Annotated in this window: 23 protein-coding genes; 9 read left to right on the forward strand and 14 right to left on the reverse strand. The window is 71.3% G+C overall.

Translation table 11 applies throughout. The features are described 5' to 3' along the window. Positions 1-240 precede the first annotated feature (240 nt). A complete protein-coding gene (gene trpS, locus AB0J88_RS24405) occupies positions 241-1,233 on the forward strand; it encodes a tryptophan--tRNA ligase (RefSeq protein WP_364358131.1) in 993 nt (330 codons plus the stop codon). 63 nt (positions 1,234-1,296) lie between these two features. After that, the gene (locus AB0J88_RS24410; protein ID WP_364358134.1) at positions 1,297-2,949 is read left to right on the forward strand and encodes a DHA2 family efflux MFS transporter permease subunit; all 1,653 of its coding nucleotides are present in this window, start codon (positions 1,297-1,299) and stop codon (positions 2,947-2,949) included. A 5-nt stretch (positions 2,950-2,954) separates the two neighbouring features. On the opposite strand, the gene AB0J88_RS24415 is transcribed toward AB0J88_RS24410, so the two are convergent. The 6 genes from AB0J88_RS24415 to AB0J88_RS24440 form a co-directional block, all read right to left on the reverse strand. After that, positions 2,955-3,428 (reverse strand): GNAT family N-acetyltransferase, encoded by a 474-nt coding sequence (locus AB0J88_RS24415; protein WP_364358137.1) that lies wholly within the window; start codon positions 3,426-3,428, stop codon positions 2,955-2,957. Between the two features lie 35 nt (positions 3,429-3,463). Then, complete coding sequence (gene obgE / locus AB0J88_RS24420) at positions 3,464-4,918, reverse strand: GTPase ObgE (RefSeq protein WP_364358140.1); 1,455 nt, start codon at positions 4,916-4,918, stop codon at positions 3,464-3,466. Between the two features lie 684 nt (positions 4,919-5,602). After that, positions 5,603-5,860, reverse strand: a complete 258-nt coding sequence (gene rpmA, locus AB0J88_RS24425) for a 50S ribosomal protein L27 (protein WP_364358143.1) — start codon at positions 5,858-5,860, stop codon at positions 5,603-5,605. Between the two features lie 10 nt (positions 5,861-5,870). Beyond that, the gene (rplU, locus tag AB0J88_RS24430) at positions 5,871-6,185 is read right to left on the reverse strand and encodes a 50S ribosomal protein L21 (protein ID WP_090789446.1); all 315 of its coding nucleotides are present in this window, start codon (positions 6,183-6,185) and stop codon (positions 5,871-5,873) included. A gap of 206 nt (positions 6,186-6,391) precedes the next feature. Beyond that, positions 6,392-6,877 carry a RidA family protein gene (locus AB0J88_RS24435; RefSeq protein ID WP_364358146.1) on the reverse strand — a complete coding sequence of 162 codons (486 nt, stop codon included), beginning with the start codon at positions 6,875-6,877 and terminating at the stop codon, positions 6,392-6,394. Between the two features lie 415 nt (positions 6,878-7,292). Continuing rightward, entirely contained in the window at positions 7,293-9,059 is a 1,767-nt protein-coding gene (locus AB0J88_RS24440; protein WP_364358149.1) for an ABC transporter ATP-binding protein, read from the reverse strand. A gap of 72 nt (positions 9,060-9,131) precedes the next feature. Here AB0J88_RS24440 and AB0J88_RS24445 point away from each other — a divergent pair, with 72 nt between their 5' ends. Next, on the forward strand, positions 9,132-9,707 hold the full coding sequence (locus tag AB0J88_RS24445) for a TetR/AcrR family transcriptional regulator (protein ID WP_364358152.1): 576 nt from the start codon (positions 9,132-9,134) through the stop codon (positions 9,705-9,707). Here AB0J88_RS24445 and AB0J88_RS24450 read toward each other — a convergent pair. The 4 genes from AB0J88_RS24450 to AB0J88_RS24465 form a co-directional block, all read right to left on the reverse strand. Then, complete coding sequence (locus AB0J88_RS24450; RefSeq protein WP_364358155.1) at positions 9,704-10,258, reverse strand: hypothetical protein; 555 nt, start codon at positions 10,256-10,258, stop codon at positions 9,704-9,706. The two genes, AB0J88_RS24445 and AB0J88_RS24450, sit on opposite strands and share 4 nt — an antisense overlap. A gap of 153 nt (positions 10,259-10,411) precedes the next feature. After that, the gene (locus AB0J88_RS24455; protein WP_364358158.1) at positions 10,412-13,423 is read right to left on the reverse strand and encodes an Rne/Rng family ribonuclease; all 3,012 of its coding nucleotides are present in this window, start codon (positions 13,421-13,423) and stop codon (positions 10,412-10,414) included. Between the two features lie 144 nt (positions 13,424-13,567). Next, on the reverse strand, positions 13,568-14,290 hold the full coding sequence (locus tag AB0J88_RS24460; RefSeq protein ID WP_364358431.1) for a TIGR03936 family radical SAM-associated protein: 723 nt from the start codon (positions 14,288-14,290) through the stop codon (positions 13,568-13,570). Positions 14,291-14,407: 117 nt separating this feature from the next. After that, positions 14,408-14,980 carry a TetR family transcriptional regulator C-terminal domain-containing protein gene (locus tag AB0J88_RS24465; protein ID WP_364358161.1) on the reverse strand — a complete coding sequence of 191 codons (573 nt, stop codon included), beginning with the start codon at positions 14,978-14,980 and terminating at the stop codon, positions 14,408-14,410. Between the two features lie 67 nt (positions 14,981-15,047). Here AB0J88_RS24465 and AB0J88_RS24470 point away from each other — a divergent pair, with 67 nt between their 5' ends. Beyond that, a complete protein-coding gene (locus AB0J88_RS24470) occupies positions 15,048-15,989 on the forward strand; it encodes an ATP-binding cassette domain-containing protein (protein ID WP_364358434.1) in 942 nt (313 codons plus the stop codon). Further along, positions 15,986-16,741, forward strand: coding sequence for an ABC transporter permease (locus AB0J88_RS24475; protein WP_364358164.1), 756 nt, complete (start codon positions 15,986-15,988; stop codon positions 16,739-16,741). The genes AB0J88_RS24470 and AB0J88_RS24475 overlap by 4 nt, the downstream gene beginning before the upstream one ends. On the opposite strand, the gene AB0J88_RS24480 is transcribed toward AB0J88_RS24475, so the two are convergent. Then, positions 16,714-17,145 (reverse strand): GNAT family N-acetyltransferase, encoded by a 432-nt coding sequence (locus AB0J88_RS24480; RefSeq protein ID WP_364358167.1) that lies wholly within the window; start codon positions 17,143-17,145, stop codon positions 16,714-16,716. The two genes, AB0J88_RS24475 and AB0J88_RS24480, sit on opposite strands and share 28 nt — an antisense overlap. After that, positions 17,138-19,075 carry a TIGR03960 family B12-binding radical SAM protein gene (locus AB0J88_RS24485; RefSeq protein ID WP_364358170.1) on the reverse strand — a complete coding sequence of 646 codons (1,938 nt, stop codon included), beginning with the start codon at positions 19,073-19,075 and terminating at the stop codon, positions 17,138-17,140. The genes AB0J88_RS24480 and AB0J88_RS24485 overlap by 8 nt, the downstream gene beginning before the upstream one ends. Before the next feature lie 111 nt (positions 19,076-19,186). Here AB0J88_RS24485 and AB0J88_RS24490 point away from each other — a divergent pair, with 111 nt between their 5' ends. After that, positions 19,187-20,200 carry a prenyltransferase gene (locus AB0J88_RS24490; protein WP_364358173.1) on the forward strand — a complete coding sequence of 338 codons (1,014 nt, stop codon included), beginning with the start codon at positions 19,187-19,189 and terminating at the stop codon, positions 20,198-20,200. Here the strand turns inward: AB0J88_RS24490 and AB0J88_RS24495 are convergent. Next, the gene (locus AB0J88_RS24495) at positions 20,197-20,592 is read right to left on the reverse strand and encodes a VOC family protein (protein WP_364358175.1); all 396 of its coding nucleotides are present in this window, start codon (positions 20,590-20,592) and stop codon (positions 20,197-20,199) included. The two genes, AB0J88_RS24490 and AB0J88_RS24495, sit on opposite strands and share 4 nt — an antisense overlap. A gap of 60 nt (positions 20,593-20,652) precedes the next feature. On the opposite strand from AB0J88_RS24495, the gene AB0J88_RS24500 reads away from it, so the two are divergent. The 3 genes from AB0J88_RS24500 to AB0J88_RS24510 are packed head-to-tail and all read left to right on the forward strand — an operon-like array spanning position 20,653 to position 23,923. Continuing rightward, complete coding sequence (locus tag AB0J88_RS24500; protein WP_364358178.1) at positions 20,653-21,672, forward strand: hypothetical protein; 1,020 nt, start codon at positions 20,653-20,655, stop codon at positions 21,670-21,672. Positions 21,673-21,701: 29 nt separating this feature from the next. Continuing rightward, entirely contained in the window at positions 21,702-23,171 is a 1,470-nt protein-coding gene (locus AB0J88_RS24505; RefSeq protein ID WP_364358181.1) for a cryptochrome/photolyase family protein, read from the forward strand. Continuing rightward, positions 23,168-23,923, forward strand: coding sequence for an SDR family oxidoreductase (locus tag AB0J88_RS24510; RefSeq protein ID WP_364358184.1), 756 nt, complete (start codon positions 23,168-23,170; stop codon positions 23,921-23,923). Before AB0J88_RS24505 ends, AB0J88_RS24510 begins: the two co-directional genes overlap by 4 nt. On the opposite strand, the gene AB0J88_RS24515 is transcribed toward AB0J88_RS24510, so the two are convergent. After that, complete coding sequence (locus AB0J88_RS24515) at positions 23,915-24,565, reverse strand: helix-turn-helix domain-containing protein (RefSeq protein ID WP_364358187.1); 651 nt, start codon at positions 24,563-24,565, stop codon at positions 23,915-23,917. The genes AB0J88_RS24510 and AB0J88_RS24515 overlap by 9 nt on opposite strands. Between the last annotated feature and the right edge of the window lie 36 nt (positions 24,566-24,601).

Genomic DNA, 24,601 nt, shown 5'->3' on the forward strand with positions numbered 1-24,601 from the left:
CATCCGGCTCCCCGGGAGGAGCCAGCGGAGGGGGCCAGCGACCGCGCCTCGGCGGTACCGTCGCCCGCGTACCGGCTGCTAGTCTCAAGGGATGCGGACGCTGAGTTTCCTCGGCTGGTGGTCGCCCTAAGGGCGGCCCCGCATCCGCGTGCCCACGTCAACGGCCGCCCGAGTTCGGGTGGCCGTTTCTTCATGCCTCCACCCGGCTCGCGCGGCTCCTCTCGAATCACGGAGGCAGCCATGACCACCACCGTCGCGACCCGTCGCCTCACCGGTCTCCAACCCACCGGTGAGCTGCATCTGGGCAACCTGCTCGGCGCCATCGCGCCGATGATCCGCGACCAGTACACGACCGACTCGACCGTGTTCCTCGCCGACCTGCACGCGCTGACCGTCGCGCACGAGCCGCGCACGCTGCGGGAGACCACCCTGCGCCAGGCGACCGTGCTGCTCGCGGCCGGTCTCGACCCCGACCGCACGCTGTTCTACGTGCAGTCCCAGGTGCCGGACCACTCCGAACTCCACTACCTGCTGGAATGCACCACCGCGTACGGCGAGGCGCATCGGATGATCCAGTTCCGGGAGAAGGCCGTCGACCGGCAGAACGTGCGGCTGAGCCTGCTCACGTACCCGGTGATGCAGGCGGCCGACATCCTCTTGCACGACGCCACCCAGGTGCCGGTCGGCGACGACCAGCGGCAGCACGTCGAGCTCACCCGGGACATCGCGAACCGATTCAACCGGCGGTACGGGCCGACCTTCGTCGTGCCGGAGGTGGTCACGCCGACCGTCGCCGCACGCGTGATGGACCTCGCCAACCCGACGCTCAAGATGGGCAAGACGACGTCGTCGGCATCCGGCGCGATCGGCCTGCTCGACCCACCTGACCTGGTCGCCCGCAAGATAAGCCGGGCGGTCACGGACTCGGACGGGATCATCGCGTACGACCCGGCGGTGCGACCTGGCGTCAGCAACCTGCTGGAGATCATGGCCGCGTGCGTCGGCGGGTCGCCGACGGAGGTCGGATCGGGACTACGGGGGTACGGCGAGCTCAAGAGCGCCACCGCCGAGGCGGTGCTGGGCCTGCTGCGGCCGCTCGCGTCGCGCTTCGAGACGCTGGCGCGGGACCCCGGTTATGTGCGCCGCGTGCTCGCCGAGGGGGCCGAGCGGGCGCGGACCCGAACCGCCGAGACGGTCTTCCGTGCTAAGCGCGCGATCGGGGTACTCACGTGACCATCCTGTCGTACGCGCGTGTTAGACCTATGGACGCACATCCACGTCCGAGGGGGTCATGTGATGACCGCACCGACCGGCGCACCGCCGCAGGAACGCCCCGGCAACCCGTGGCTGATCCTGGCGACGCTCTGCCTGGGCTTCTTCATGATCTTGCTCGATACGACGATCGTCAATATCGCGATCCCCGACATGAGCACGAGCCTGGACGCGTCACTGGATCAGATCCTCTGGATCGTCAACGCGTACGTGCTGGTCTACGCGGTCCTCCTGATCACCGCAGGGCGGCTGGGTGACATCTTCGGCCCCAAGCGCCTGTTCGTGCTCGGGCTCGTGGTCTTCACGGCCGCGTCGGCCGCGTGCGGCCTGGCCAGCACGCCAGAGCAGCTGATCGTGTTCCGGGTGATCCAGGGCGTCGGTGGCGCCCTGCTCACACCGCAGACCCTGTCGACGATCACGGTGATCTTCCCGGCGGACAAACGTGGTGTCGCGTTCGGCATCTGGGGTTCGGTGGCCGGCATCGCCACGGTCGCCGGCCCCACCCTGGGCGGCTACCTGGTCACCGACTTCGGCTGGGAGTGGATCTTCTTCGTCAACGTGCCGGTCGGCATCCTGACCATCGCACTCGCCCTGGTCGCGATGCCCGACCTACGGCTCAACCGCCGGCACCGGCTCGACTGGACGGGCACGGGCCTGGCCACCGTCGGCCTGTTCCTGCTGGTCTTCGGCCTGATCGAAGGCGAGCCCCACGACTGGGGCCGGGTCTGGGGCCCGATCACGATCATCGAGGTGATCGGCGCCGGGGTGCTGGTGCTGGCCGTCTTCCTCTACCACCAATACGTCAGCCGGGCCGGCGAGCCGCTCGTCCCCTTCACCATCTTCAAGGACCGCAACTTCGCGGTCATGAGCTGGGTGAGCGCGGCGATCGCCTTCAGCATGCTGGGCCTGTTCCTACCCTTGGTGATCTACCTGCAGTCGGTCCTCGGGCTGACCGCCCTCCAGGCCGGCATCGCCGTCGCGCCGCTGTCGCTCCTGTCGATGGTGATCGCACCGTTCGCGGGCCGGGCCGCCGACCGCCCGGCCGGCAAATGGGTGCTGACGGCCGGGCTCGCCCTCTGGTGCGCCGGCAACGCGACGGTCGTCGGGCTGGCGAAGGTCGGCACCGGGCAGTGGGGGCTGCTACCGGGCCTGCTGATCGCGGGAGCCGGCCTCGGCATGGTCTTCGCTCCACTCCAGACGATCGCGATGCGCAACGTGGCACCACAGCAGGCAGGAGCGGCGTCCGGGCTGATCAACACGGCCCGACAGCTCGGTGGGGTGATCGGCTCGGCCGCGGTGGGTGCGCTGCTACAGGCTCAACTGGCCGACAAGCTGACCGCGTCGGCGCGCACCAACGCCGCCGACCTGCCGCCCGACGTCCGCCAGCCGTTCGTCGACGCGGTCGCCGGCGCGACGGGCGGCAGCCTGCACATCGGCACCGGCCAGTCGGGAGCGGCGTTGCCTTCGGGCGTGCCCGAGCAGTACCGGCAGGCGCTGACCGACATCGCCACGCGCACGTTCCACGAGGGCTTCACGAACGCGATGAAGGCGACGCTGCTGCTGCCCCTGATCGTGCTCGCGATCGCGGCGGTCAGCTGCCTCTTCGTCCGCACCCGTCCGACCGAGACCACCCCGCCCGCCGACCCCCTGCGAGCGGAGGAGCCGGCGCAAGCCTGAGCCGTCTACGACACGCCCTGGGCCGGAGCCGACGCCTTGAGGGCCTTCTCGAAGCAGCGGCTGTACGGGTTGGTGACGTACTCGCCGTAGGTCGGGATCTCGCGGTAGCCCGCCTTGCGATAGAGGCCCAACGCCGCCGGCAGATAGCTGCCGGTCTCCAACCGCGCGACAGTGAAGCCGTCCGCGGCCGCGCGCTCCTCCAGCACGGCGAGCATCGCCCGGCCGAAGCCGTCGCCGCGTCGGTTCGGGCGCACGTACATGCGCTTGATCTCGACGGCTCGCGCATCGATCGCCTGGAGCGCCCCGCAGGCCACGACCTCGTCGTCGACGACGACCACGAGGTAGCGGATGTCGTCGTGCAGAGGAAACGACCCGTCGATCGCGTCGCTGGCGCGCTCCGCGGCTCTCAGCTCAGCCTGTTGGGCGGTGACCAGCGCGACCAGGTCCGGCTCGTCGCCCTGCCGGCTTTCGACCTTCACCGGCCGAACGGTAGCGAGGTCCCGTTTCCGGGCTGTTACGACTCGTCGTCGTCCTCGAAGTCGGTGCCGTATTCGGGCAGGTCGGGGGTCGGCTGGCGACGCGCCTTGCGAGCGGCCAACCGGTCCGATGCCCTTGGGCGCGTCGACCGCTCGGTGATCCGCGGGTCGGTGCCGCGCAGGCCGGCGGTCGGGTCGATGCCCGTGCCCAGCGTCGGCTCCCAGTCGAACTCGCGGTCGCCGATCCGCACCAGGCTGCCCTGCACGGCGCCGGCCTTGGCGAGCTTCTCCTCGACACCGAGCCGGTTGAGGCGGTCCGCGAGGTAGCCCACGGCCTCGTCGTTGTCGAAGTTGGTCTGGCGGACCCACCGCTCGGGCTGCGAACCGACCACGACGAACGCGCCGTCCGGCGTCTCCTCGATGGTGAAGCCGGCGTCGTCGACCGCGCGGGGCCGCAGGATGATCCGGGTCGCCTCGGCCTCCGGAGCGGTCACCCGCACCTCGGCGACGAGCTCGGCCATCGCGTACGTCAGCTCGCGCAGCCCCTCGCGGGTCGCGGCACTGACCTCGAACACGCGGTAGCCGCGCTCCTCCAGATCAGGCCGGACGATCTCGGCGAGGTCGCGCCCGTCCGGCACGTCGATCTTGTTCAGCGCTACGAGGCGGGGCCGGTCTTCGAGGCCGCCGTACGCGCTGAGCTCCGCCTCGATCGCGTCGATGTCGGAGACGGGGTCGCGCCCGGGCTCCAGCGTGGCCGCGTCGACCACGTGCACCAGCACGGCGGTCCGCTCGATGTGCCGGAGGAACTCCAGCCCGAGTCCCTTGCCGGTGGCCGCGCCCGGGATCAGACCCGGCACGTCCGCGATCGTGAACGTGTGCTCGTCGAGCCGCACCACGCCCAGGTTCGGCACCAACGTCGTGAACGGATAGTCGGCGATCTTCGGCTTGGCCGCGGAGAGCACCGAGATCAGCGACGACTTGCCCGCCGAGGGATAACCCACGAGACCGACGTCGGCGACGCTCTTGAGCTCGAGCACGACGTCGAGCCGCTCCCCCGGCTCACCGAGCTCGGCGAACCCGGGCGCCTTCCGGCGCGAGTTGGCCAGCGACGCGTTGCCCCGGCCACCGCGGCCGCCGCGGGCCACCTCGATGGTCGTGCCCGCGCCGACCAGGTCGGCCAGCACCTCGCCGTCGGTGGTGAGCACCACGGTGCCGTCCGGCACCTTCAGCACCAGGTCGTCGCCCTGGGCACCGTCGCGGTTCGACCCGGCGCCGCCCACCCCGTTCGACGCGCTCACATGCGGCCGGAAGTGGAAGTCGAGCAGCGTGTGGATCTGCGGGTCGACGGTGAACGAGACACTGCCGCCGTGCCCACCGTTGCCGCCGTCGGGACCGCCGAGCGGCTTGAACTTCTCCCGATGGATCGACACACAGCCGTGCCCGCCGTCGCCGGCCCGCAGATGCAGGACGACCCGGTCAACGAACGTCGCCACGACTCCTCATTTCCCGTCTATCTCAAAACTTCAGATCGATCTCATTGCTCGGGCCCGCCGTGGGCGCGACCGCCGCTCCCGCCAGGGACCGCTCGCTGCGCTTCGCTGCCAGGTCCGCCGCCGGTCACCGACCTTCTTCCATTGTGACCGACCGCTATGCCCGAAACGGACGCCCCGAACCTGCCACGAACGTGACGTCCGTCAGGTCGGCCCCGGATTATCGGGACCAACCGTTCCACGCCGCCAAACGCGTGGTCGGACCTGCTTGCTGCCCCGGCCGCGGCGCGCAGCGGACACGGTCCAGTCCGCTCGCCGGGCCGATCTTGCCGCCACGACCAGGTGGGACGCGATCACATCCACCCGCCGAACCGGCCGTGCCGCCCCGCGAAGTGGACGCACCCCCACGCGCGCTTGCGAGACCGGCACGCTGCGACGCGGAACGGACGCGATCAGACCCGCTTGCCGAGCCGGCCTTGCCGCCACCGAGGTCAACACATCCCCGCCGACCCGCGGGTCGCTCGGCACGCAGCGTCTCTGGCGTTGTAGCAGGCCGTGCCGACAGACGGACGTCGTTCTCGCGACGAAGCGGAGCCGCCGCGAGGCGGGTCAGCAGCAATGCGAAGCGGGCCGGGACACCTGGTCCACGGCCCGCTTCGGCAACTGCTGGTGTGGGGTTACCCCGCCTCAGTGCTCGCTCGGCACGATGCTGACGGTCTTGCGACCGCGCTTGGTGCCGAAGAGGACCGCACCGTCGGCGAGCGCGAACAGCGTGTCGTCGCCGCCGCGGCCGACCAGGTCGCCCGGGTGGAACTTGGTGCCGCGCTGGCGGATCAGGATCTCGCCGGCGCTGACCACCTGGCCACCGAACCGCTTGACGCCCAGGCGCTGAGCCGCGGAGTCGCGACCGTTGCGCGAGCTGGACGCACCCTTTTTGTGAGCCATCGCCTAACGCCTACTTCCCGCTGGTGATGCCGGTGACCTTCACCTGGGTCAGCTTCTGGCGGTGACCCTGGCGCTTGTGGTAGCCGGTCTTGTTCTTGAACTTGTGGATCCGGATCTTCGGTCCCTTGGTGTGCGCGGCGATCTCGCCGGACACCGAGACCTTGGCAAGCTGCGCCGCGTCGGTCACCAGGTCGGCACCGTCAACGAGGAGCACCGCGGCGAGCGAGACCGCGTCGCCGGGCTCGCCGACGAGCTTCTCGACCTCGATGACGTCACCCTCGGCGACCTTGTACTGCTTGCCGCCGGTCTTGACGATCGCGTACATGGGACGCGGACTCCTGTCGTAGCGTGGCGGGTCGTTCGGCGTTGCACGCGGCGCCGGATCAATCGGCGGGCACACGTGAACGCGGCGCACGGGAGTGCGCCACAGGCAAGCGTACGGCATCCCCGCCCGGCTCCCCAAACCAGCCCCGGGGAGCACGCTCACCCCATGGGGGGCCAAGCCAACCCTACCGGCACGCCAGGCCAGGGTCAGCCGTCGATGGCCACCTCGGCCTCGATCTCGACCGGGATGCTGAACGGCAGCTCAGCCTGCCCAACCGCGGACCGCGCGTGGCTGCCGGCACGCTCGCCCCACAGCTCCAGGACGAGGTCGGAGAACCCGTTGATCACCATCGGCGTACCGGTGAAGCCCGGCGCCGTGTTGACCATGCCGAAGACCCGCAGCCAGGCCGTGATCCGATCAAGATCACCGAGCTCCCGGCGCAGGCTGGCCAGGACGGCCAACGCGGTCAGCCGGGCGGCCTGATACGCCTGTTCAGGCGTCACCTGGTCACCGACCTTGCCGAACGGCCCGGCCAACGACCCGTCGGCCAGCAGCGGCCCATGCCCGGAGACGAAGACCCGGCTGCCATGCACCCGCACCCAAGGGAAGGGCAAGGTCACACCCGGCGGCAACCGCATCGGCTCCGGAAGCCGCAACCCAAGCTCGGCCAATCGCCGCTCGATCTCACTCACGCGGCCCAGCCTAAGACCGACGGTTGTCACGACAACCCCGTCTGCCGCATCCTCAACACGATGCACTCCGGCCCAAAAGGACGAAATCCGCGCGCGCGGTTCGGACCGCCCGGTTTAGCCAACGCGGACCCGCGCAGAGGGAAGGCGGAGCCGGAGGCGGAGGCAGCGCGGAGCCGAAGGCAGAGCCCGGAGGCAGAGCCCGGAGGCGGAGGCAGCGCGGACGCGGTGCGAAATGTGGAGCCAGCCGAAATGCGGAGCCAGAGGACGCAACGCCGACGCAAGGGCCAGGGGCGGGCAAAGCCGCTCTGCGGCGACCCGGCGTCTTCGCCGGGACGGTCGCCTAGGCCCGCGCCCGCAGCCGTGGCTGGCCGCGGACGAGCCGCCGCGCGGGCTTGATCAGACCCGCCGGAATGCCTTAGGCCGCGCCGATGGGTTCGGGGTTGGTTTCCGCGATTCGCAAGGCCTCGACCAGCCTGCGGTAGAGGGCGTCTGTGGCCAGCAATTCCTGGTGGGTGCCGCGGGCTCGGATGTGGCCCTCTTCCAGGACCACGATGGTGTCCGCGTCCAGGACCGTGGATAGTCGGTGGGCGATCGTGACTACCGCGCCCACCGCGGCCCGCTCGCGGATGCAGTCGTGCAAAGCCGCTTCCGTCAGGCCGTCTACCTGGGCCGTGGCCTCGTCCAGGAGGAGGACCTCCGGCGTACGGAGGATCGCCCGCGCCAGCGCGATCCGCTGGCGCTGGCCGCCGCTCACCTCGTTCTCCGTCAGCGACGTGTCGAGGCCGTCCGCCAGCGAGTCGATTTTGTCGTCCAGGCGGACCGCGGCCAGCACCGACAGGACCTCGGCTTCCGTGGCGTCCGGGTGGGTGAAGAGCAGGTTGTCGCGGATCGTGCCCGGGACGACCGGGGTCTCCTGCTCGACGTATGCCAGACGGGAGCGCACCTCGTCGTGGGTGAAGGACCGGTACGGTCGTCCGTCCAGCAGGAGCTCGCCGCTCTCCGGCTCCAGGAACCTCAGGATCAGCGAGAACAGCGTCGTCTTGCCCGCTCCCGACGGGCCGACGATCGCCGTGTGGCCGCGGCGTGGGATCGCCAGGTCGATGCCGCGCACCGCCGGCTCGGTGCCGGGCGCGTAGCGGGCCGTGACACCCCGGAACTCCAGGACCGGAGTCGGGTCGGCGGTCGACGACTCAGCGGCGGGCAGGGCCGGGTGCGACGGCTCGATCTCCATCGCCTCCACCTGGCGGATCCGGGCCGCCGCGGCCATGCCGGCCTGCAGGTTCGTGATGTTCTGCGTGAGCTCGGTGACCGGGCCCATCAGCTGGAACGCGTAGAGCAGGAACGCGATCAGGCTGGAGACCTCGATCAGGCCTCGGTCGGCCCGCCAGGCGCCCACTCCCAGGATCACGATGATGGCCAGCTGGATGCCCGTCCACGAGATGGTCCAGACCGTCGCCGTGCGACGGGCCGCGCGGATCGCGTGGGCCGCCGAGTCTCGGGCGTCGGCGACGATCCGGTCGGTCTGCCGCCGCTCGGCGCGGCTCGCCTTGACCGTGCGGATCGCCCGCAGCGTGCCCTCGAGCGCGCCGCCGAGCCGGCCGACCGACTCCTGCGCGGCCTCCTGCGCGCGGGCGATGGCCGGCATCAGGGCGGTCATGACCGCGGCGATCACCACCACCGAGGCCAGGGTGAGGCCGAGCAGGACCAGGTCGAGCACGCCCATCAGGATCAGCGTGGCGATCAGGGCCAGGGTGCTGTTGAGCAGGCCCACGATGCTCGCCGAGGCGTTGTGCAGCAGGCCCGCGTCGGATGTGACCCGGGTGACCAGCTCACCGCTCGGGCGCCCGGTGATCTCCCGCACCCGGGCGAAGAAGTAGCGGCTGATCATCGACACCCGGGCGTCCAGCACCACCTTCTCGGAGACCGTGCCCATGATGACCCACTGCCACATCGAGATGGCGGCGCCGACCACGACCAGAGCGAGCAGCACCCCGACGGGCCGCCAGAGGGACGTGTCACCCGGGCCCAGCGTGTCGATCACCCACTTGGTGACCAGCGGCAGGGCCAGGCCGAGCGCGCTGCCCAGCAGGCCCAGCACGAACCCGGCGACCAGCACCCGCCGGTGCGGGACCACGAAGGAGACGAGGGTGCGGAGCCGGGCCAGGGGTGGCGGGTCGGTCATGCGCTCTAGTGGAACGGAGGTGTTCCACTTCAGTCAAGTGTTAATCCGATTTGAGACTGCTAACCTCACGATGTGCCGGAAAATGAACGGGGTGCGCGGGCCCGCACCCGGCAGGCGATCCTGTCTGCCGCGATCGACGTGCTGGGGCAGAACCCGGCGGCGGCGCTGAGCGAGATCGCCGCAGCGGCCGAGGTCGGTCGCACGACGCTGCACCGCTACTTCCCGGAGCGGTCCGACCTGCTCCGCGCCGTGGCCGCCGAGGGCTCCGCCCGGCTCGACCGCGCCACCGCCAGCGCCAAGCTCAACGAGGGCTCGGGTGCGGACGCGCTGCTGCGCCTCTGCCGGGAGTACTTCGACCTCGGCAGCCTGCTCTCGCTGATCTTCACCGACCCGGAGTGCCTGGGCGGCGCGACGCCGATCCTCGACGACGGCTGTGACGACCGGTTCTCCGCGATGATCGACCGGGGGCATCGCGACGGCACGATCGACGTCGCCCTGCCCGCTCCGTGGCTGTCCAGTCTGATGTGGTCACAGCTCTACGCGGGCTGGAGCTACGTCTCCCACCAGGGCGCGTCGCGGCACGAGGTCCTCGAGCTCCTCGTCCGCACCGTCGACGGCGCGGTCGCCCCACGCACCACAACCGGCTAGGACGTCGGGCAGAGCGTCTCGAGCCGATCCTGGATGGCACCCAATGCCGCGTCGTCGATCGTCGCCACGTTCGACGTCATCGTGGAGATCTGACCGGCCATCTGCGTCAGCGTCGTCTTGAGCTGCTGATCCGTCGCTGCGGACGACGCTTTTCGCAGTTCGCCCGCCCAGGTGGCCATCACCGCGCCGAGTCGCTTCTCCCCCGCCTGCTCGCCCTGCTTGTCGTTCCTGCCCTGCGCTTCGAGTACGGCGGTCAGCGCCTGCACGTACGCCGTCGTGCCCTTCTCACTGGCCTTGTTGACGTCGGCGCAGACCTGCGTCGCGTTGCCGCCCGCCCGGGCGGTCGGCTGCGGGCCCAAGGACAGCTCGGGCGCGGCCGAAGAGCCAGGCAGAGCCGGTGAGGAGGAGGGCGCGACACCGGAAGCCGACGGCGCCGCCGACGGGGTGCCGAGCGTCGGGTCGCCGCGGCCTTCCACATCCGCGGAGCAACCGGCCGTCGCGACGAACGCGACGGATACGGCGAGCACGGCAAGGTGACGACGCAGGCGCATGGGGGGTGTCCTCCGGGGATGGCGGCGGAACGCTGCCGCGACCCTAACGCGCATTCACAACCGCCGCCCGCCCGGCCCCGGACAGGACCCCGACCCCGGACACAGCACTGCCCGGCCTCCACAAAGGTGGCCGGGCAGTGCTGAAGCGATGGACTACGGCCGGGTGCGGCGGCGCGTGCCACCCCGACGACCACGCCGACGGCCGGTGCTGGCCTCGGCCAGCTCGCCGTCCTCGTCGTCACCAGCGGCGTCCGGGTCGTCGCTGCCGGCGAGCCGGCCGTTGGTGGCCGGCGCGATGTCGGTCGGTGCCTCGACCTCGTCGACCGGGTCGAGCACGACGTCGTCGTAGCGGGACAGGTCGTACCCCATCGTGTCGTCTTCCTCGACCACCGTGGGCTCGACCGTGTCCGGAGCCGTGGCCTGCGCGGGCGCCGCCTTGCGGCCGCGCCGCCGCGACGACGCCGACGTGGTGGTGGCAGCCGCCGCGGACGCCACCGCCTTGACCTTGTCGCCGCCGGAGCCACCCGAGCCACCAGCGCCACCCGAGCCGTTGGCCCCGTGCGAATGCCCGGCACCCTTAACCGGCACCGGCTCCGTGTGGATGATCAGGCCGCGGCCCTTACACGTCTCGCAGGTCTCGGAGAACGCCTCGAGCAGTCCCGCACCGATCCGCTTGCGGGTCATCTGCACCAGACCCAGCGAGGTGATCTCGGTGACCTGGTGCTTGGTGCGGTCGCGGCCGAGGCACTCGGTGAGCCGGCGCAGCACCAGCTCGCGGTTGCTCTCCAGGACCATGTCGATGAAGTCGATGACGACGATGCCGCCGAGGTCGCGCAACCGGAGCTGGCGGACGATCTCCTCGGCCGCCTCCAGGTTGTTGCGGGTGACCGTCTCCTCGAGGTTGCCGCCGGCGCCGGTGTACTTGCCGGTGTTGACGTCGACCACGGTCATCGCCTCGGTGCGGTCGATGACCAGGTGGCCGCCGGAGGGCAGGAACACCTTGCGGTCGAGACCCTTGAGGATCTGCTCGTCGATCCGCTTCTCGGCGAACAGGTCGACCGTCGACGTGTGCCGGTGCAGACGCGGCACCAGGTCCGGCGAGACGTGGCCGAGATAGGTGTCGACCATCTCGTACGCGTCGTCGCCCTGCACGATGATCTCGCGGAAGTCCTCGTTGAACAGGTCGCGGACGACCCGGATCAGCAGGTCGGGCTCCTCGTAGAGGAGGGTCGGCGCGCCACCGGCCGCCGCCTTCTCCTGGATGTCCTCCCACTGCGCCTGGAGCCGCTTGACGTCGCGCGCGAGCTCGTCCTCGGAAGCACCCTCGGCGGCGGTACGGACGATCACGCCCGCGCCCTCGGGGATCAGCTTCTTCAGGACGTCGCGGAGTCGCTTGCGCTCGGTGTCGGGCAGCTTGCGGCTGATCCCGGACGCGTTGCCGCCGGGCACGTAGACCAGGTGCCGGCCGGAGAGCGCGATGTGGCTGGTCAGCCGGGCGCCCTTGTGGCCGATCGGGTCCTTGGTGACCTGCACCAGCACCGAGTCGCCGGAGCGCAGCGCCTGCTCGATCGAGCGCGCCCGACCCTCCAGGCCGGAGGCGTCCCAGTTGACCTCGCCGGCGTAGAGCACCGCGTTGCGGCCCCGGCCGACGTCGACGAACGCCGCCTCCATCGAGGGCAGCACGTTCTGGACCTTGCCCAGGTAGACGTTGCCGGCCATCGCGCCGGACGACGCCCGCGTCACGTAGTGCTCGACGAGCACGCCGTCTTCGAGCACCGCGATCTGGGTGCGGTCGGCGCGCTGCCGGACGACCATCACCCGGTCGACGGCTTCGCGCCGCGCCAGGAACTCCGACTCGCTCAGAATCGGCGGGCGGGTGCGGCGCTGCTCACGGCCGTCGCGCCGGCGCTGCCGCTTGGCCTCCAGCCGGGTCGAACCGGAGACGCCCTGCACCTCGTCGGAGGTGGTGCGCGGCTCGCGGATCCGGACCACGGTGTGCACGCCGTCGTCGGCGCCCGTGTCGGTGTCGCCCTTGCGGCGGCGACGCCGGCGCCGGCGGGTCACCCCGTCGCCGTCCTCGGAGTCGTCGGAGTCGTCGGCGGACGCGGCCGCGGGCTCCTCGGTCTCGTCGGCCTCGTCGACCGGGCCCTTGCCGCGACCCCGGCCACGGCGGCCACGGCGCCGCCGGCGGCGGCCGTTCTCGTCGAGGTCGTCGTCGTCCGATTCCTCGGATTCGTCGCTCGCGGTGGGCGCGGCCTCGTCGGTCTCCTCGACCTCGACGACAGCCGGTTCGTCACCGGTACGCCGCCCGCGCCGGCGCCGCCGGCTGGTGGTCTCGGCGCCGTCCGCGTCAGCGTCTCCCGAGGCAGAGGCAGGAGCCGAAGCGGAGACCGGCGCGGCGGGCGCTTCCGGAGCCTCGGCGGGCTCAGCCGCGGCACCCCGGGTGCGCCGCGTGCGGCGGGCCGGCGCGGCCGGCGCGGCCGCCTCGTCGTCCGGCTCGGGCGCCATGAACAGCAGCGGGGCGGCGACAGCCCGGCGGCGACGGCTCGGTGCCGGCTCCTCGTCCGCGTCGAGCCGCAGCGGCTCGGTGGTGGCCTCTTCGGTCTCCTCGTCGTCGACCGGCTCGCCGGGCACGCCCGGTGCCTGGCTGTCGACCAGGCCGGGGTCGGCGTCGCGGGGGCCGGCGCCGGCGGCACCGGGCTCGACGTCGCCGAGGCCGGCGGCCGGCTCGGCGGCGGGGTCGTCGGACTCGGCCGCGATCACGCGCCGGGTGGAGCGGCGGCGGGCCGGAGCGGGCTCCACGTCGCCCAGACCGGCGGCGGGCTCGGCGGCCGGGTCGTCGGACTCGGCGTTGACCACGGCGTCGACGGCGGCGGCGGCCGGGGCGGCGTCCTCGGTAGCGGCCTTGCGGCGCCGGGTCCGCTTCACGGGCGGCGCCTCGTTCGTACCCTCTGCCGGGGACTCGCCCTCGGTGTCGGGTTTGGCGGCGGTTGTGGCCTTACGCCGGCGTCGGGTCGGGGTGGCCTCGTCGGAAGCGTCAGCAGCGGCGGCGGCCGCGGTCGACTTACGGGCGCGGGTGCGCTTGACGGGCGTGGCCGGGGCCTCGGTCTCGGCGTTGGGCTCGTTGCCCTGCACCTCGCCGCCCGTTGGCTCGTTCTCGAGCATGGACGTTCTCCAGTTCTGGCAACCCCGGGCGCGGGTGAGCGCTGCCACGCAGGGTCGCCGCAAAGTGTTTCCGGCCACGCCCGCTGCTGGAAGCGGCGGGCAGACCGAAGTCTGGCGGGCTAAACACTGATCGCGTCGCCGCGGTCAGCGTTCACCGACAACAGCCCCGTCGCGGTCCGCCTCCAACGGATCCGCGATCGCCCCCTGCGCGGTCAGCCGGCCCTGTGCCAGCCGGATTGCCCGTGGCGGGACCGGCGGCTCCAGGTCGGCCACCACACGGAGGCCGGCAAGGACGTCATCGGGTCGTACGGACGGGGTGACCTGCCGCACGACTACGTCGAGTATCGCACACGGCACGTCGGGGGCTCCGGAAGCGGCCGGACCGGAAGTGATCACCTCGATGGACACCACGGCGCCCCGCGTGTCGAAGGTGCGCCGACCCTGTTTCGTCTGCCGCTCGACCAGCACTTCGGACGAATCCCGAAATTTCGTGACAGCTTCGGACACGACGGCATCAGTAACGCCCGGTAGCTCCAGCCGCCACCGAGACGCGTCGATCCGGTCGGCCAGGCTCTCCCCCGGTACGGCCTCGACCGCGTCCAGCACGTCAAGACCCGGAGAGAGCGCCGCATCCAGAGAAGTGACCACCCAGGCCGGGTCGACCACCCGCTGCAGGCCGATCTCCAGATACTCCGCCTCGCTCGCGGTGCCCGTCGGCGCCGCGCTGGCGTACGAGATCTTGGGGTGCGGTGTGAACCCCTGGGAGAACGCGATGGGTACGCCGGCCCGCCGCAACGCCCGCTCGAAAGCGCGCGCGAAGTCACGGTGCGAGGTGAACCGCAACGGCCCCCGCTTGGCGTACCTGATCCGGATGCGCTGGACGACGGGCGCCTGCCCACCTTCCGGCTGTGGCTTCCTGCTGATCGCTGTGCTCCTCGCCTGTTCGACCGCTTCGGCTCCATCCTCCCACCCATTAATCGGCGGCTACACCAAGGAGTCCGGTCGGCCGAACACCGAGTCCAGATAGCCGTCGAGTGCCCCGAGCGCGGTAGCCGCGGGGTAGGTGTCCGTCAGCAGGTAGAGCGCGAGCCCCTCGACCAGCGCCAGCAATGTGGTCGCGGCGGGCTCCGGCATCATCGTCGCGAAGTAGTCGCGCAGCCCTTCGGAGCCGCGCCGCTGCACCTCGGCGACGTGGGGCCGGGTGGCCGCGTACGCGAAGAACGCCAACGCGACCTTCCCGTCGGCTCGCCGCGCCTCGTCGAGCGGCAGGAGCTGTGCGCACATCGCCCGGATCACCTCGCGCGGCGCCGGTGCCGGACCCAGCGCGTCGACGGCCGCCTCCATCCGCGCGCCGATGTGCCCGCTCACCACCTCCAGCGCGAACAGCATCATCTCGTCCTTGGTGCCGAAGTAGTGCTGCACCAGCCCCGTCGTCGCGCCCGCCTCGGCGGCCACGTGGCGCAAACTCACCGCTTCGAGGCCGCGCTCCGCCGCCACCCGCATCAGGGCGTCGGCGATCAGGGTGCGCCGCTCGGTGGGGTCGACCCGCTTCGGCATGCGGCAATGCTGTCACATTGCGGTCGTATTGACGCGGAGCATCATCACGTTTTACATTACAGTCGTGATGCAAAAATTGGCGATAGAGGCGTACGGCCTGGTCAAACGGTATGGGGAGGTCACCGCCCTAGACGGGGTCGACCTCGCGGTGCGGACGGGCACGGTGATCGGCGTGCTCGGCCCGAACGGTGCCGGCAAGACGACCGCGGTGCGGATCCTGGCCACCCTGCTGCGCCCCGACGCGGGCACGGCGGCGGTGCTCGGACACGACGTGACCACGGCCGGCCACCAGGTGCGGCAGCTGATCGGCGTGGCCGGCCAGCAGACCTCGGTCGACGAGGACCTAACCGGCCGGCACAACCTGCGGATGGTCGGCCGGCTGCTCGGCTTCTCCCGCAAGGACGCGGCGGCCCGGGCGACCGCGCTGCTCGCCGAGTTCGGCCTCGACGGCGCCGCCGACCGGCCGGTCAAGACGTACTCGGGCGGCATGCGGCGCCGGCTCGACCTGGCCGCCAGCCTGGTCAACCGACCCCGCGTGGTGTTCCTCGACGAGCCGACCACCGGCCTCGACCCGGTCGCCCGCGGCGCGCTCTGGGACCGCATCCGCGCGCTGGTGGCCGAGGGCACCACGGTGCTGCTCACCACGCAGTACCTCGAGGAGGCCGACGCGCTCGCCGACGAGATCGTGGTGTTCGACCACGGGCGCGTCGCCGCCCACGACTCCCCCACCGCTCTCAAGCGTCGCCTCGGGACCCAGACGCTCGACCTGCGGCTGGCCGACCCGGCCCGGGTCGACGAGGCTGCCGCGCTGGTCACCGCCGTCGTCGGCACCGTGCCGGCCCGGGTCGGCGAGCGGCTGAGCGTGCCGGTCACCGACGGCGCGATGATGCCGGCCGTGGTGCGCCGGCTCGACGACGCGGGCGCCGAGATCGCCGAGATCGCCCTGCACCTGCCCAGCCTCGACGACGTCTTCCGCGCACTCACGACACAGAAGGAGTTGGCGGCATGAGCCAGTGCCTGACCCTGACCTGGCGCGGCATCGTGAAGCTGCGTCGGCATCCCGCGTCGCTCGCCGACGTCGTCTTCGGTCCGGCCATCTTCCTGGTGCTGTTCGTCTACGTGTTCGGTGGGGCGATCGCCGGCAGCACGCGCGAGTATCTCCAGTTCGTGCTGCCGGGCATGCTCGGCCTGATGACGCTGCTGGCCACCATGGGCGTCGGCACGGCGCTCAACCAGGACATCGAGAAGGGCGTCTTCGACCGCATCCGCAGCCTGCCGACCCTGCGCATCGCACCGCTGGTCGGGGCGATCGGTGCCGACGTCGTACGCCAGGTGGTCGCGATCATCGCCCTGCTCGGCTTCGGCCTGGCCCTCGGCTTCCGCTTCAGCACCGGTCCCCTGCCCGTGCTCGCGGCCTGTGCCCTGGCGCTCGGCTTCGCGCTGGCGCTGTCCTGGGTCTGGGTGCTGCTCGGCCTGTCGCTGCCCAACGCCCAGGCGGTGCAGGGCCTCGGCGCGGTGATCATCTTCCCGCTCTCGTTCGCCAGCAACATCTTCGTGCCGACCGACACAATGCCCGGCTGGCTGGCGGCGTTCGTCCAGGTCAACCCGGTGCGGCACCTGATGGACGCCCTGCGAGGGCTGATGCTCGGCGGCCCGGTGGCCCGGCCGGTGCTGATCACCCTGGCGTGGATGATCGGCTTCGTCGCGGTGTTCGCGCCGCTGGCGCTGGCCGCCTACCGCAGGCGCAGCCTGACTTCCTGAGCGCCGTGGACTTCGTAGCGCTCGACCTCGACGTACCCCTGGCGCTCGGCGAAGCGCACTCCGTCGACGTTGGCCGCCAGCACCAGCGTCTCGATCGCCGCGGCCCCGAGCGCCCGGGCCGCGTCCAACGCCCGCGAGTGGATCAGCGTGCCGAACCCCCGCCCCCGATGCTCGGGTAGCACCCGGGCGATGACGGTGGCCACGCCGTCGGCGTCGGGCGGCCGCACGGTCGAGTTGCCCACCGCGGCCGCACCCAGGTAGGCGAGCTCCAGCCGGTTCCGCCCGGCCCGCTCGCGCACCTCGGGCAGCGAGAGCGGCCAGGGCGGGACGACGGTGTTGTGGATCCGGCGCCAGTCCTCCAGCGCCGGATCGTCGCCCGGGAAAGCGAACCGCAGGTCAGTCACGACCGCTGCCGACCGGCGTCAGCGGCAGCAGCTTGCGGCCCGTCGGGCCGATCTGGATCTCGGTGTCCATGGACGGGCAGACGCCGCAGTCGAAGCACGGGGTCCAGCGGCAGTCGTCCTGCTCGTACTCGCTCATCGAGTCCTGCCAGTCCTGCCACAGCCAGTCCTTGTCGAGACCGGAGTCGAGGTGGTCCCAGGGCAGCACCTCGAGCTCGTCACGCTCGCGGGTGGTGAACCAGTCGAGGTCGAGGCCGAAGTCCGGGAGCACCGCGCCGGCCGCGTCGACCCAGCGCTGGTAGGAGAAGTGCTCCGACCAGCCGTCGAACCGCCCGCCCTCTTCCCACACGCGCCGGATGACCGCGCCGACCCGGCGGTCTCCGCGCGACAGCAGTCCTTCGATCAGCGACGGCTGGCCGTCGTGGTAGCGGTAGCCGATCGCCCGGCCCAGCGAGCGGTCGCTGTTGATCGCCTGCTTGAGCAGCTTGAGCCGGTTGTCGATCACCTCGGGCGTCTCCATCGAGGCCCACTGGAACGGCGTGTGCGGCTTGGGCACGAACCCGCCGATGGAGACCGTGCACCGGATGTCCTTGGACCCGGTGGCCGCGCGACCGGCCTTGATCACCTCGTGCGCGAGCCGGGCGATCTGGAGCACGTCCTCGTCGGTCTCGGTGGGCAGCCCGCACATGAAGTAGAGCTTCACCTGGCGCCAGCCGTTGGTGTACGCGGTGACCACGGTGCGGATGAGGTCTTCCTCCGACACCATCTTGTTGATCACCTTGCGGATCCGCTCGGACCCGCCCTCGGGCGCGAAGGTCAGACCGGTCCGCCGGCCGTTGCGCGACAGCTCTTGGGCGAGCTCGATGTTGAACGCGTCGACCCGGGTGGACGGCAGTGACAGGGACACGTTGGTGCCCTCGTACTGCTCGGCCAGGCCGGAGCAGATGTCACCGATCTCGGAGTGGTCGGCGCTGGACAGCGAGAGCAGGCCGACCTCGGAGAAGCCGGAGAACTCCAGGCCCTCCTTGACCATCTGGCCGACCGTGGTGATCGACCGCTCGCGTACCGGCCGGGTGATCATGCCCGCCTGGCAGAACCGGCAGCCGCGCGTGCAGCCACGGAAGATCTCCACCGCGTAGCGCTCGTGCACGCTCTCGGCCAGGGGCACGAGGGGCTTCTTCGGGTACGGCCACTGGTCGAGGTCCATGGTGGTGCGCTTGTGCACCCGGAACGGGACGCCGGCCCGGTTCGGCACGACCCGCTGGATCCGCCCGTCGGGCAGGTAGTCGACGTCGTAGAAGCGCGGCACGTAGACGCTCTCGGTCTTGGCCAGGCGCAGCAGCAGCTCGTCCCGGCCGCCCGGGGAGCCCTCTTCCTTCCAGGCCCGGACCAGCGCGGTGACCTCGAGGACGGCCTCCTCGCCGTCACCCAGCACGGCGGCGTCGAGGAAGTCGGCGATCGGCTCGGGGTTGAACGCGGCGTGCCCGCCGGCCAGCACGATCGGGTCCTCGTCGGTGCGGTCCCGCGCGAGCAGCGGGATGCCGGCCAGGTCGAGCGCGGTGAGCAGGTTCGTGTAGCCGAGCTCCGTGGCGAAGGAGACGCCGAGCAGGTCGAAGGCGCGGACCGGGCGGTGCGCGTCGACCGTGAACTGCGGGACCCCGTGCTCGCGCATCAGCGCCTCGAGGTCCGGCCAGACGGCGTACGTGCGCTCGGCCAGGACGTCGGGCTGCTCGTTGAGCACCTCGTAGAGGATCTGCACGCCCTGGTTGGGCACGCCCACCTCGTACGCGTCGGGGTACATCAGGGCCCAGCGCACGGTGGTGGTGTCCCACTCCTTGCGCACCCCGCCCAGCTCGCCGCCGACGTACTGGATCGGCTTGCTGACCCGCGGCAGCAGCTCCTCGAGCTGCGGCCACACGGTTGCGACGGTCATCGACCCCTCCTTCAATCCCAACCAACCAGGGTACGCGGCGGCCTGGTGCTCCCTTTTCGCGCGTACGACGCTCGAGTTGAACGGGTTCAAGATCGGCGTAGCATCGATGGCGTGTCCACGCTCAGCGTTGCCGACCGGCTGTCGGCCTGGCGATACGCGTTCGCCACCACCAACCCGCCCGAACAGGGCGTCGTCGACTCGGTCACCCGTTGGCTGGTCGTCACCCGCGCCGGCGTACTCCCGATGACCTTCGTCTCGGGTTTGATCGCCGTGCTGCTCGCTGCCGTCGCCGTCGTGCCCGTCGACTGGCTCAACATCGCACTGGCCGTGATCGGGATCGTCGTCGCCCACCTGGCCAACAACCTGATGAACGACCTGACGGACACCGACGTCGGGAACGACACCGCCGACTACCCCCGCGCGCTCTACGCGCCGCACCCCATCCTGGCCGGCCTCGTCACCCGCCGGCAGCTGCTCGTCGGCATCCTGCTCTGCCAGGTGGTCGACCTGGCCATCATGATCACGCTCATCGTCCGGCAGGACTGGTGGATCGCCGCGTTCGCGCTCGGTGGGCTGTTCCTCTCGTGGGCCTACACCGCGCCGCCGCTGCGGCTCAAGAAGATCGGCCTGGGCGAGGCGGACGTGCTGGTCACCTGGGGTCCGCTGATGGTCGGCGGGGTCTACTACGCCGGCACCGGCACGCTGCCCTGGGCCGTCGTGGTCACCGCGCTCGTCTACGCGTTGCTGCCGACGACCGTGCTGATGGGCAAGCACATCGACAAGCTGCCGTACGACAGCCGCAGCGGCACCCGGACCCTGCCGGTGGTGCTCGGTGAGCCGGCGGCCAAGGCGGCCACGGTCGGCATGATGCTGCTCTACTACGTGGGCGTGGTGGTGCTGGTCGTGCTCGGTGAGCTGCCGTGGCCGGCCCTGCTCACGCTGGGTGGGCTGCCGACGATGGTCTGGGTGTGGCGGCGGTTCCGCGAGCCGAAGCCGGTGGACCCGCCGCCGGACAATCCGGTCTGGCCACTGTGGTGGGCACCGCTGGCCTTCATCCACACGCGGCGGGCCGGCGCTCTGCTCATCGTCGGCCTGGCCGCCTGGGCGGTGTACCGGGCCTTCTAAGGGCGCGGGCCGAGCAGGTCCCACTTGTTGCCGGCGACGTCCTCGAAGACCACGACCGAGCCGTAGGGCTCGTGCCGCGGGTCGCCGTGGAAGGTGACGCCCGCCTCGCGCATCCGGGCGTACGCGGCCTCGAAGTCGTCGACGCGCAGGAAGAAGCCGACCCGGCCGGCGAGCTGGTTGCCGACGACGCCGCGTTGGTCGTCCCCGTCGGCCTGGGCGAGCAGCAGTCCGGTCGCGGCGCCCGGCGGGCGGACGACCACCCAACGCTTCGGCCTGCCGTCGTTGGTGGTCGACGGGCTGTCCTCGACGAGGTCGAATCCGAGGGCGTCGACGAAGAAGCCGATCGCCTCGTCGTAGTCGTCGACGACCACCGCGGCTAGTTCGATGTGCATGGTGGGGAAGACTAGCCCGGCTCGTCTAACCTCGGGTCGGGCTGGGAGAGGAGCGCCGCGATGGCGGAGGAGGAGCGGGAGCGTCCGGGCGACGCGACCGAGCCGGGCGAGCCGCGTTGGAGCGGCGCCGCGCCGGTGCCGCCGCCTACGCCGAAGCGCGAGCGCTGGCTCGACGACGAGTCGGCCTTTCCGGCGCCTCCGCCGCCACCTGCCGACCGGCCCGACCCGACGCTGGACCTGCCCACCGGGCGGGCGTTCGAGCCGGACACTCCCGTCGACCCCTGGGGCGATGTGGACCCGCTGCCGGCGTACCCGGTGGAGATCTCCTATCCACCCACCACGGTGGAACCGGCCGTGCCACCCCCTCCGCCGCCGCCACCCCGCCCGGTGCCGGCGCCGCCGCCGCTCCCGGTTCCCGCGCCGGTCGAGGTGCGTAAGCCGCGCAAGGCGAAGAAGCGGCCCGAGCCCGCCGGTCCGCCGCCGGGGTGGCGGCCGCCGCCCGGCTACGTCGCGGTCCCGGTCCGCCGGCGCCGGCGCTGGCCCTGGTTCGCGTTGCTCTCGCTGCTCTGCTGCTGCGGCTGTCCGGCGTGGTTCGGCCAGCCGATCTTCGCGCAGTATCCGTCGAGCTCGGTCATGCCCAGCGTGGTCGGCAGCCTGACGCTGCGGGACGACCCACAGAGCCAGCGTGCCGCCGAGAGCCTCAAGAACGAGTTGAGCAAGGCGTACCTGTGGCGGGAGTCGACGTTCGCCGGCATCTACGTGGACGGTGACAACAAACGGGCCACCGTGTATGGCACGACGGGCTTCCACTTCTCCCCCGACGGCGACGTGGTCGACGAGATCACCCGGGTGACGAGCGAGTACCGCCTGCGCGACGTACGCACGGTCGACGCCACCGAACGCGGCGAGAGCCGGCGCTGCGGCGTCGGCACCGACAACGGCGCTGACGTCGTGGTGTGTTCGTGGGCCGACCACGGCAGTCTGGGCACCGGAGTGTTCACGCGACTCGGCATCGACGACAGCAACGCGCGGCTGAGTCAACTACGCGACACGATCGTGACCCGCAAATCGGACGGTTGATCTACCCGTTAGAGGGGCACAATGATCGGATGATCCGTCGGTGGTTGTTCGCCGATCAGTTGGGGCCACATTTCCTGGACGCGCCCCGACAACCCGTCCTGCTCGTCGAGTCGAAGGCCGTGTTCCGCCGCCGAGCATTCCACCGGCAAAAGGCCCACCTCGTCCTTTCCGCGCTGCGACACCGAGCGGCCGAACTGGGCGATCAAGCGATCTTCCTGCGCACCGACACGTACGGCGAGGCATTACGCAAGGTCAGCGGCGAGCCACTCGACGTATGCCATCCGACCTCTCGCCGAGCGCGCGACTTCGTCCGATCCCTTGACGGGGTGACCGTCCTGCCGCCGCGCGGCTTCGCCACCTCCCCCGCCGAGTTCGTGGCGTGGGCCGACGGTCGCCACGGGCGGCTGCGGATGGAGGACTTCTACCGCGACGCCCGGCGACGGCTCGACGTGCTGATGGACGGCGACGCACCGGCCGGGGGCAAGTGGAACCTGGACGCGTCGAACCGTCTCCCGCCGCCCGCGTCGGGCCTGGAGGTGCCATCGCCGCCGATGCCGGTCGAGGACGAGATCGACGAGGGCGTACGCGCTGATCTCGATCGCTGGGAGCGCGAGGGCATCCGCTTCGTCGGCCGGGACGGTCCGCGCTTGTTCCCCGCCACGCGCCGGGAGGCCCTGGCCCGCCTGCGGCACTTCGTGGAACACCGACTACCCGCGTTCGGCCCGTACGAGGACGCGATGCTGGCCGCCGACCCGTGGATGGCCCACAGCCTCCTGTCGGCGCCGTTGAACCTGGGCTTGATCGACCCGCTGGACGCGGTGCACCGAGCGGAGGCGGCGTACCGGTCCGGTGCGGCGCCCCTGTCGTCGGTGGAGGGCTTCGTCCGGCAGTTGATCGGCTGGCGCGACTACATCTGGCATCTGTACTGGTATTTCGGCTCGGGCTATGCCGCCGCCGACGGCCTGCGCGCGACCCGCCACGTCCCGTCGTGGTTCCGCGACCTGGACGCGGACGCTCTGGAGGCCCGCTGCCTGTCGGACGTCCTGGCCGGCGTCCGGGACCGAGGCTGGGTGCACCACATCCCGCGCCTGATGGTGCTGGGCAACTACGCGTTGCAACGGGGTTGGCGCCCGGCGGAGATCGTGGACTGGTTCCACCGAAGCTTCGTCGACGGCTACGAGTGGGTGATGACGGCGAACGTCATCGGCATGAGCCAGTACGCGGACCTGGGTGCGATGACCACGAAGCCGTACGCGGCCGGCGGTGCCTATATCAACCGCATGAGCGACTACTGCCGGGGTTGCCGCTACGACCCCCGGTCGCGGCTGGGCGTCAACGCCTGTCCCTACACGGCCGGCTACTGGTCGTTCCTCGACCGCAACCGGGGTCGCCTGCTGGGCAACGCCCGCATCGGCCAGGCGATGCGCCAACTGGACCGGCTGGAGGACCTGGGCGCAGTGCGGGAGCAGGAACGCGACAGGGGCGACAAGGCACCGTGACGACGTCCTATGTGGTCACCGGCGGCGCGGGCGGGGTCGGTCGCGCGATCGCCGAACGCCTGCTGGCCGTGCACGGCGCCACGGTGGTCGTCCTGGACCTGGCCCCGGTGAGGTGGTCCCATCCCCGGATGGTGCCGGTGACCGGCGACGCCACGGACGAGGCGGCGGCGTCCGCGGCGGCCGACGCCGCCAGCGCGGCGGCACCGCTGGCAGGCTGGGTCAACAACGCCGCGGTCTTCCGAGACCTCTCGCTGGACGCGGCCCCGGCGGCCGAAGTGGTGGCCTTAATCGCCCTCAACCTGGCACCGGCGGTGGTCGGCTCCTCGGTCGCGATCCGCCACTTCCTGGCGGCCGGAACCGGCGGAGCGATCGTCAACGTCTCTTCCCACCAGGCCCAACGCGCAGTTCGCGGCGCCCTGCCCTACGCGACGGCGAAGGCCGCGGTCGAAGGCCTGACCCGGTCGCTGGCGGTCGACTACGGCCCCGCGGGCATCCGGGCCAACGCGGTGGCACTGGGCTCGATCGAAACGGACCGGTACGCGGGCTACCTGGCCGGACTGCCAGCGGCTGCGGTGAGCCAGGTCGAGGACGAGATGGCCCGCCTGCACCCGATCGGCCGGATAGGCCGAGCCGACGAGGTGGCGGAGGCGGTCGCCTTCCTGCTCTCCCCGGCCGCCAGCCTGATCACCGGCGCGGTCATCCCGGTCGACGGTGGCCGCGCGGCCCAGGGCCAGGACCCCGAGTCACGCTGACGTGTCGTACAGCGCTGTGACCCACAGGTGGGTCAGGGTGTCGACCAGGATCTTCCGGTCGTTGAACGGCGGCACGTCGCTCGCCGCCAGGTAGTAGAGGCGTTCACCGGTCCAGGTCAGCGATGCCGCCAGGGCCGGCACGTCGACTCCTTCGAGGCGGGCCGCGACCGTGGGGTCGGTGCGTCGGTCGGCCTCGATGCGGGCGATCGCGGCCTCGGTGAACGTCGCCATCTGGGCCAGCCACAACTCGCGTAGCTGCGGGTCGGACGCCCAGCTCTCCACGATCGCGCGCAGCACGGCGGCGTTGGCGAGCCACAGCCCTGCCCCCGCGTCCACACCCATCCGCAGCGTCTCGCGCGGGTCCGCCGTCGCCCGCACCCAGGGCTGCGCGGCCTCGTGGCCGGCGCCAACGGCCCGCCGGACGAGCTCGGCCAGCACGGCCTGCTTGCCCGGGAAATAGAAGTAGAAGCTCGCGCGGGAGATCTCCGCGGCCGTGATGATCTCGGCGACGCTGAGCGTGTCGAAGGTGCGCTCGCGCAACAGCTCCCGCAGCGCGTCGAGGATGCGTTCCCGCAGCGCCGCGTTGGTTTGCGGGGAATCGTCACGTCGCGCCATCACGGCCGCCAGCTTACCGTATCCCATGTCTAGACAGCTTGACCAGACAGCTTGTATGGTCAC

The organism is Asanoa sp. NPDC049475 (assembly GCF_040676915.1).
Lineage (GTDB): Bacteria > Actinomycetota > Actinomycetes > Mycobacteriales > Micromonosporaceae > Asanoa.

Excerpts from the sequence above, each read along its gene's own strand:
- trpS (WP_364358131.1), top strand. The coding sequence starts at position 241 with ATGACCACCACCGTCGCGACCCGTCGCCTCACCGGTCTCCAACCCACC.
- AB0J88_RS24410 (WP_364358134.1), top strand. The coding sequence starts at position 1,297 with ATGACCGCACCGACCGGCGCACCGCCGCAGGAACGCCCCGGCAACCCG.
- rpmA (WP_364358143.1), bottom strand. The coding sequence starts at position 5,860 with ATGGCTCACAAAAAGGGTGCGTCCAGCTCGCGCAACGGTCGCGACTCC.
- rplU (WP_090789446.1), bottom strand. The coding sequence starts at position 6,185 with ATGTACGCGATCGTCAAGACCGGCGGCAAGCAGTACAAGGTCGCCGAG.
- AB0J88_RS24440 (WP_364358149.1), bottom strand. The coding sequence starts at position 9,059 with ATGACCGACCCGCCACCCCTGGCCCGGCTCCGCACCCTCGTCTCCTTC.
- AB0J88_RS24450 (WP_364358155.1), bottom strand. The coding sequence starts at position 10,258 with ATGCGCCTGCGTCGTCACCTTGCCGTGCTCGCCGTATCCGTCGCGTTC.
- AB0J88_RS24455 (WP_364358158.1), bottom strand. The coding sequence starts at position 13,423 with ATGCTCGAGAACGAGCCAACGGGCGGCGAGGTGCAGGGCAACGAGCCC.
- AB0J88_RS24465 (WP_364358161.1), bottom strand. The coding sequence starts at position 14,980 with ATGCCGAAGCGGGTCGACCCCACCGAGCGGCGCACCCTGATCGCCGAC.
- AB0J88_RS24470 (WP_364358434.1), top strand. The coding sequence starts at position 15,048 with ATGCAAAAATTGGCGATAGAGGCGTACGGCCTGGTCAAACGGTATGGG.
- AB0J88_RS24475 (WP_364358164.1), top strand. The coding sequence starts at position 15,986 with ATGAGCCAGTGCCTGACCCTGACCTGGCGCGGCATCGTGAAGCTGCGT.
- AB0J88_RS24485 (WP_364358170.1), bottom strand. The coding sequence starts at position 19,075 with ATGACCGTCGCAACCGTGTGGCCGCAGCTCGAGGAGCTGCTGCCGCGG.
- AB0J88_RS24495 (WP_364358175.1), bottom strand. The coding sequence starts at position 20,592 with ATGCACATCGAACTAGCCGCGGTGGTCGTCGACGACTACGACGAGGCG.
- AB0J88_RS24500 (WP_364358178.1), top strand. The coding sequence starts at position 20,653 with ATGGCGGAGGAGGAGCGGGAGCGTCCGGGCGACGCGACCGAGCCGGGC.
- AB0J88_RS24505 (WP_364358181.1), top strand. The coding sequence starts at position 21,702 with ATGATCCGTCGGTGGTTGTTCGCCGATCAGTTGGGGCCACATTTCCTG.
- AB0J88_RS24515 (WP_364358187.1), bottom strand. The coding sequence starts at position 24,565 with ATGGGATACGGTAAGCTGGCGGCCGTGATGGCGCGACGTGACGATTCC.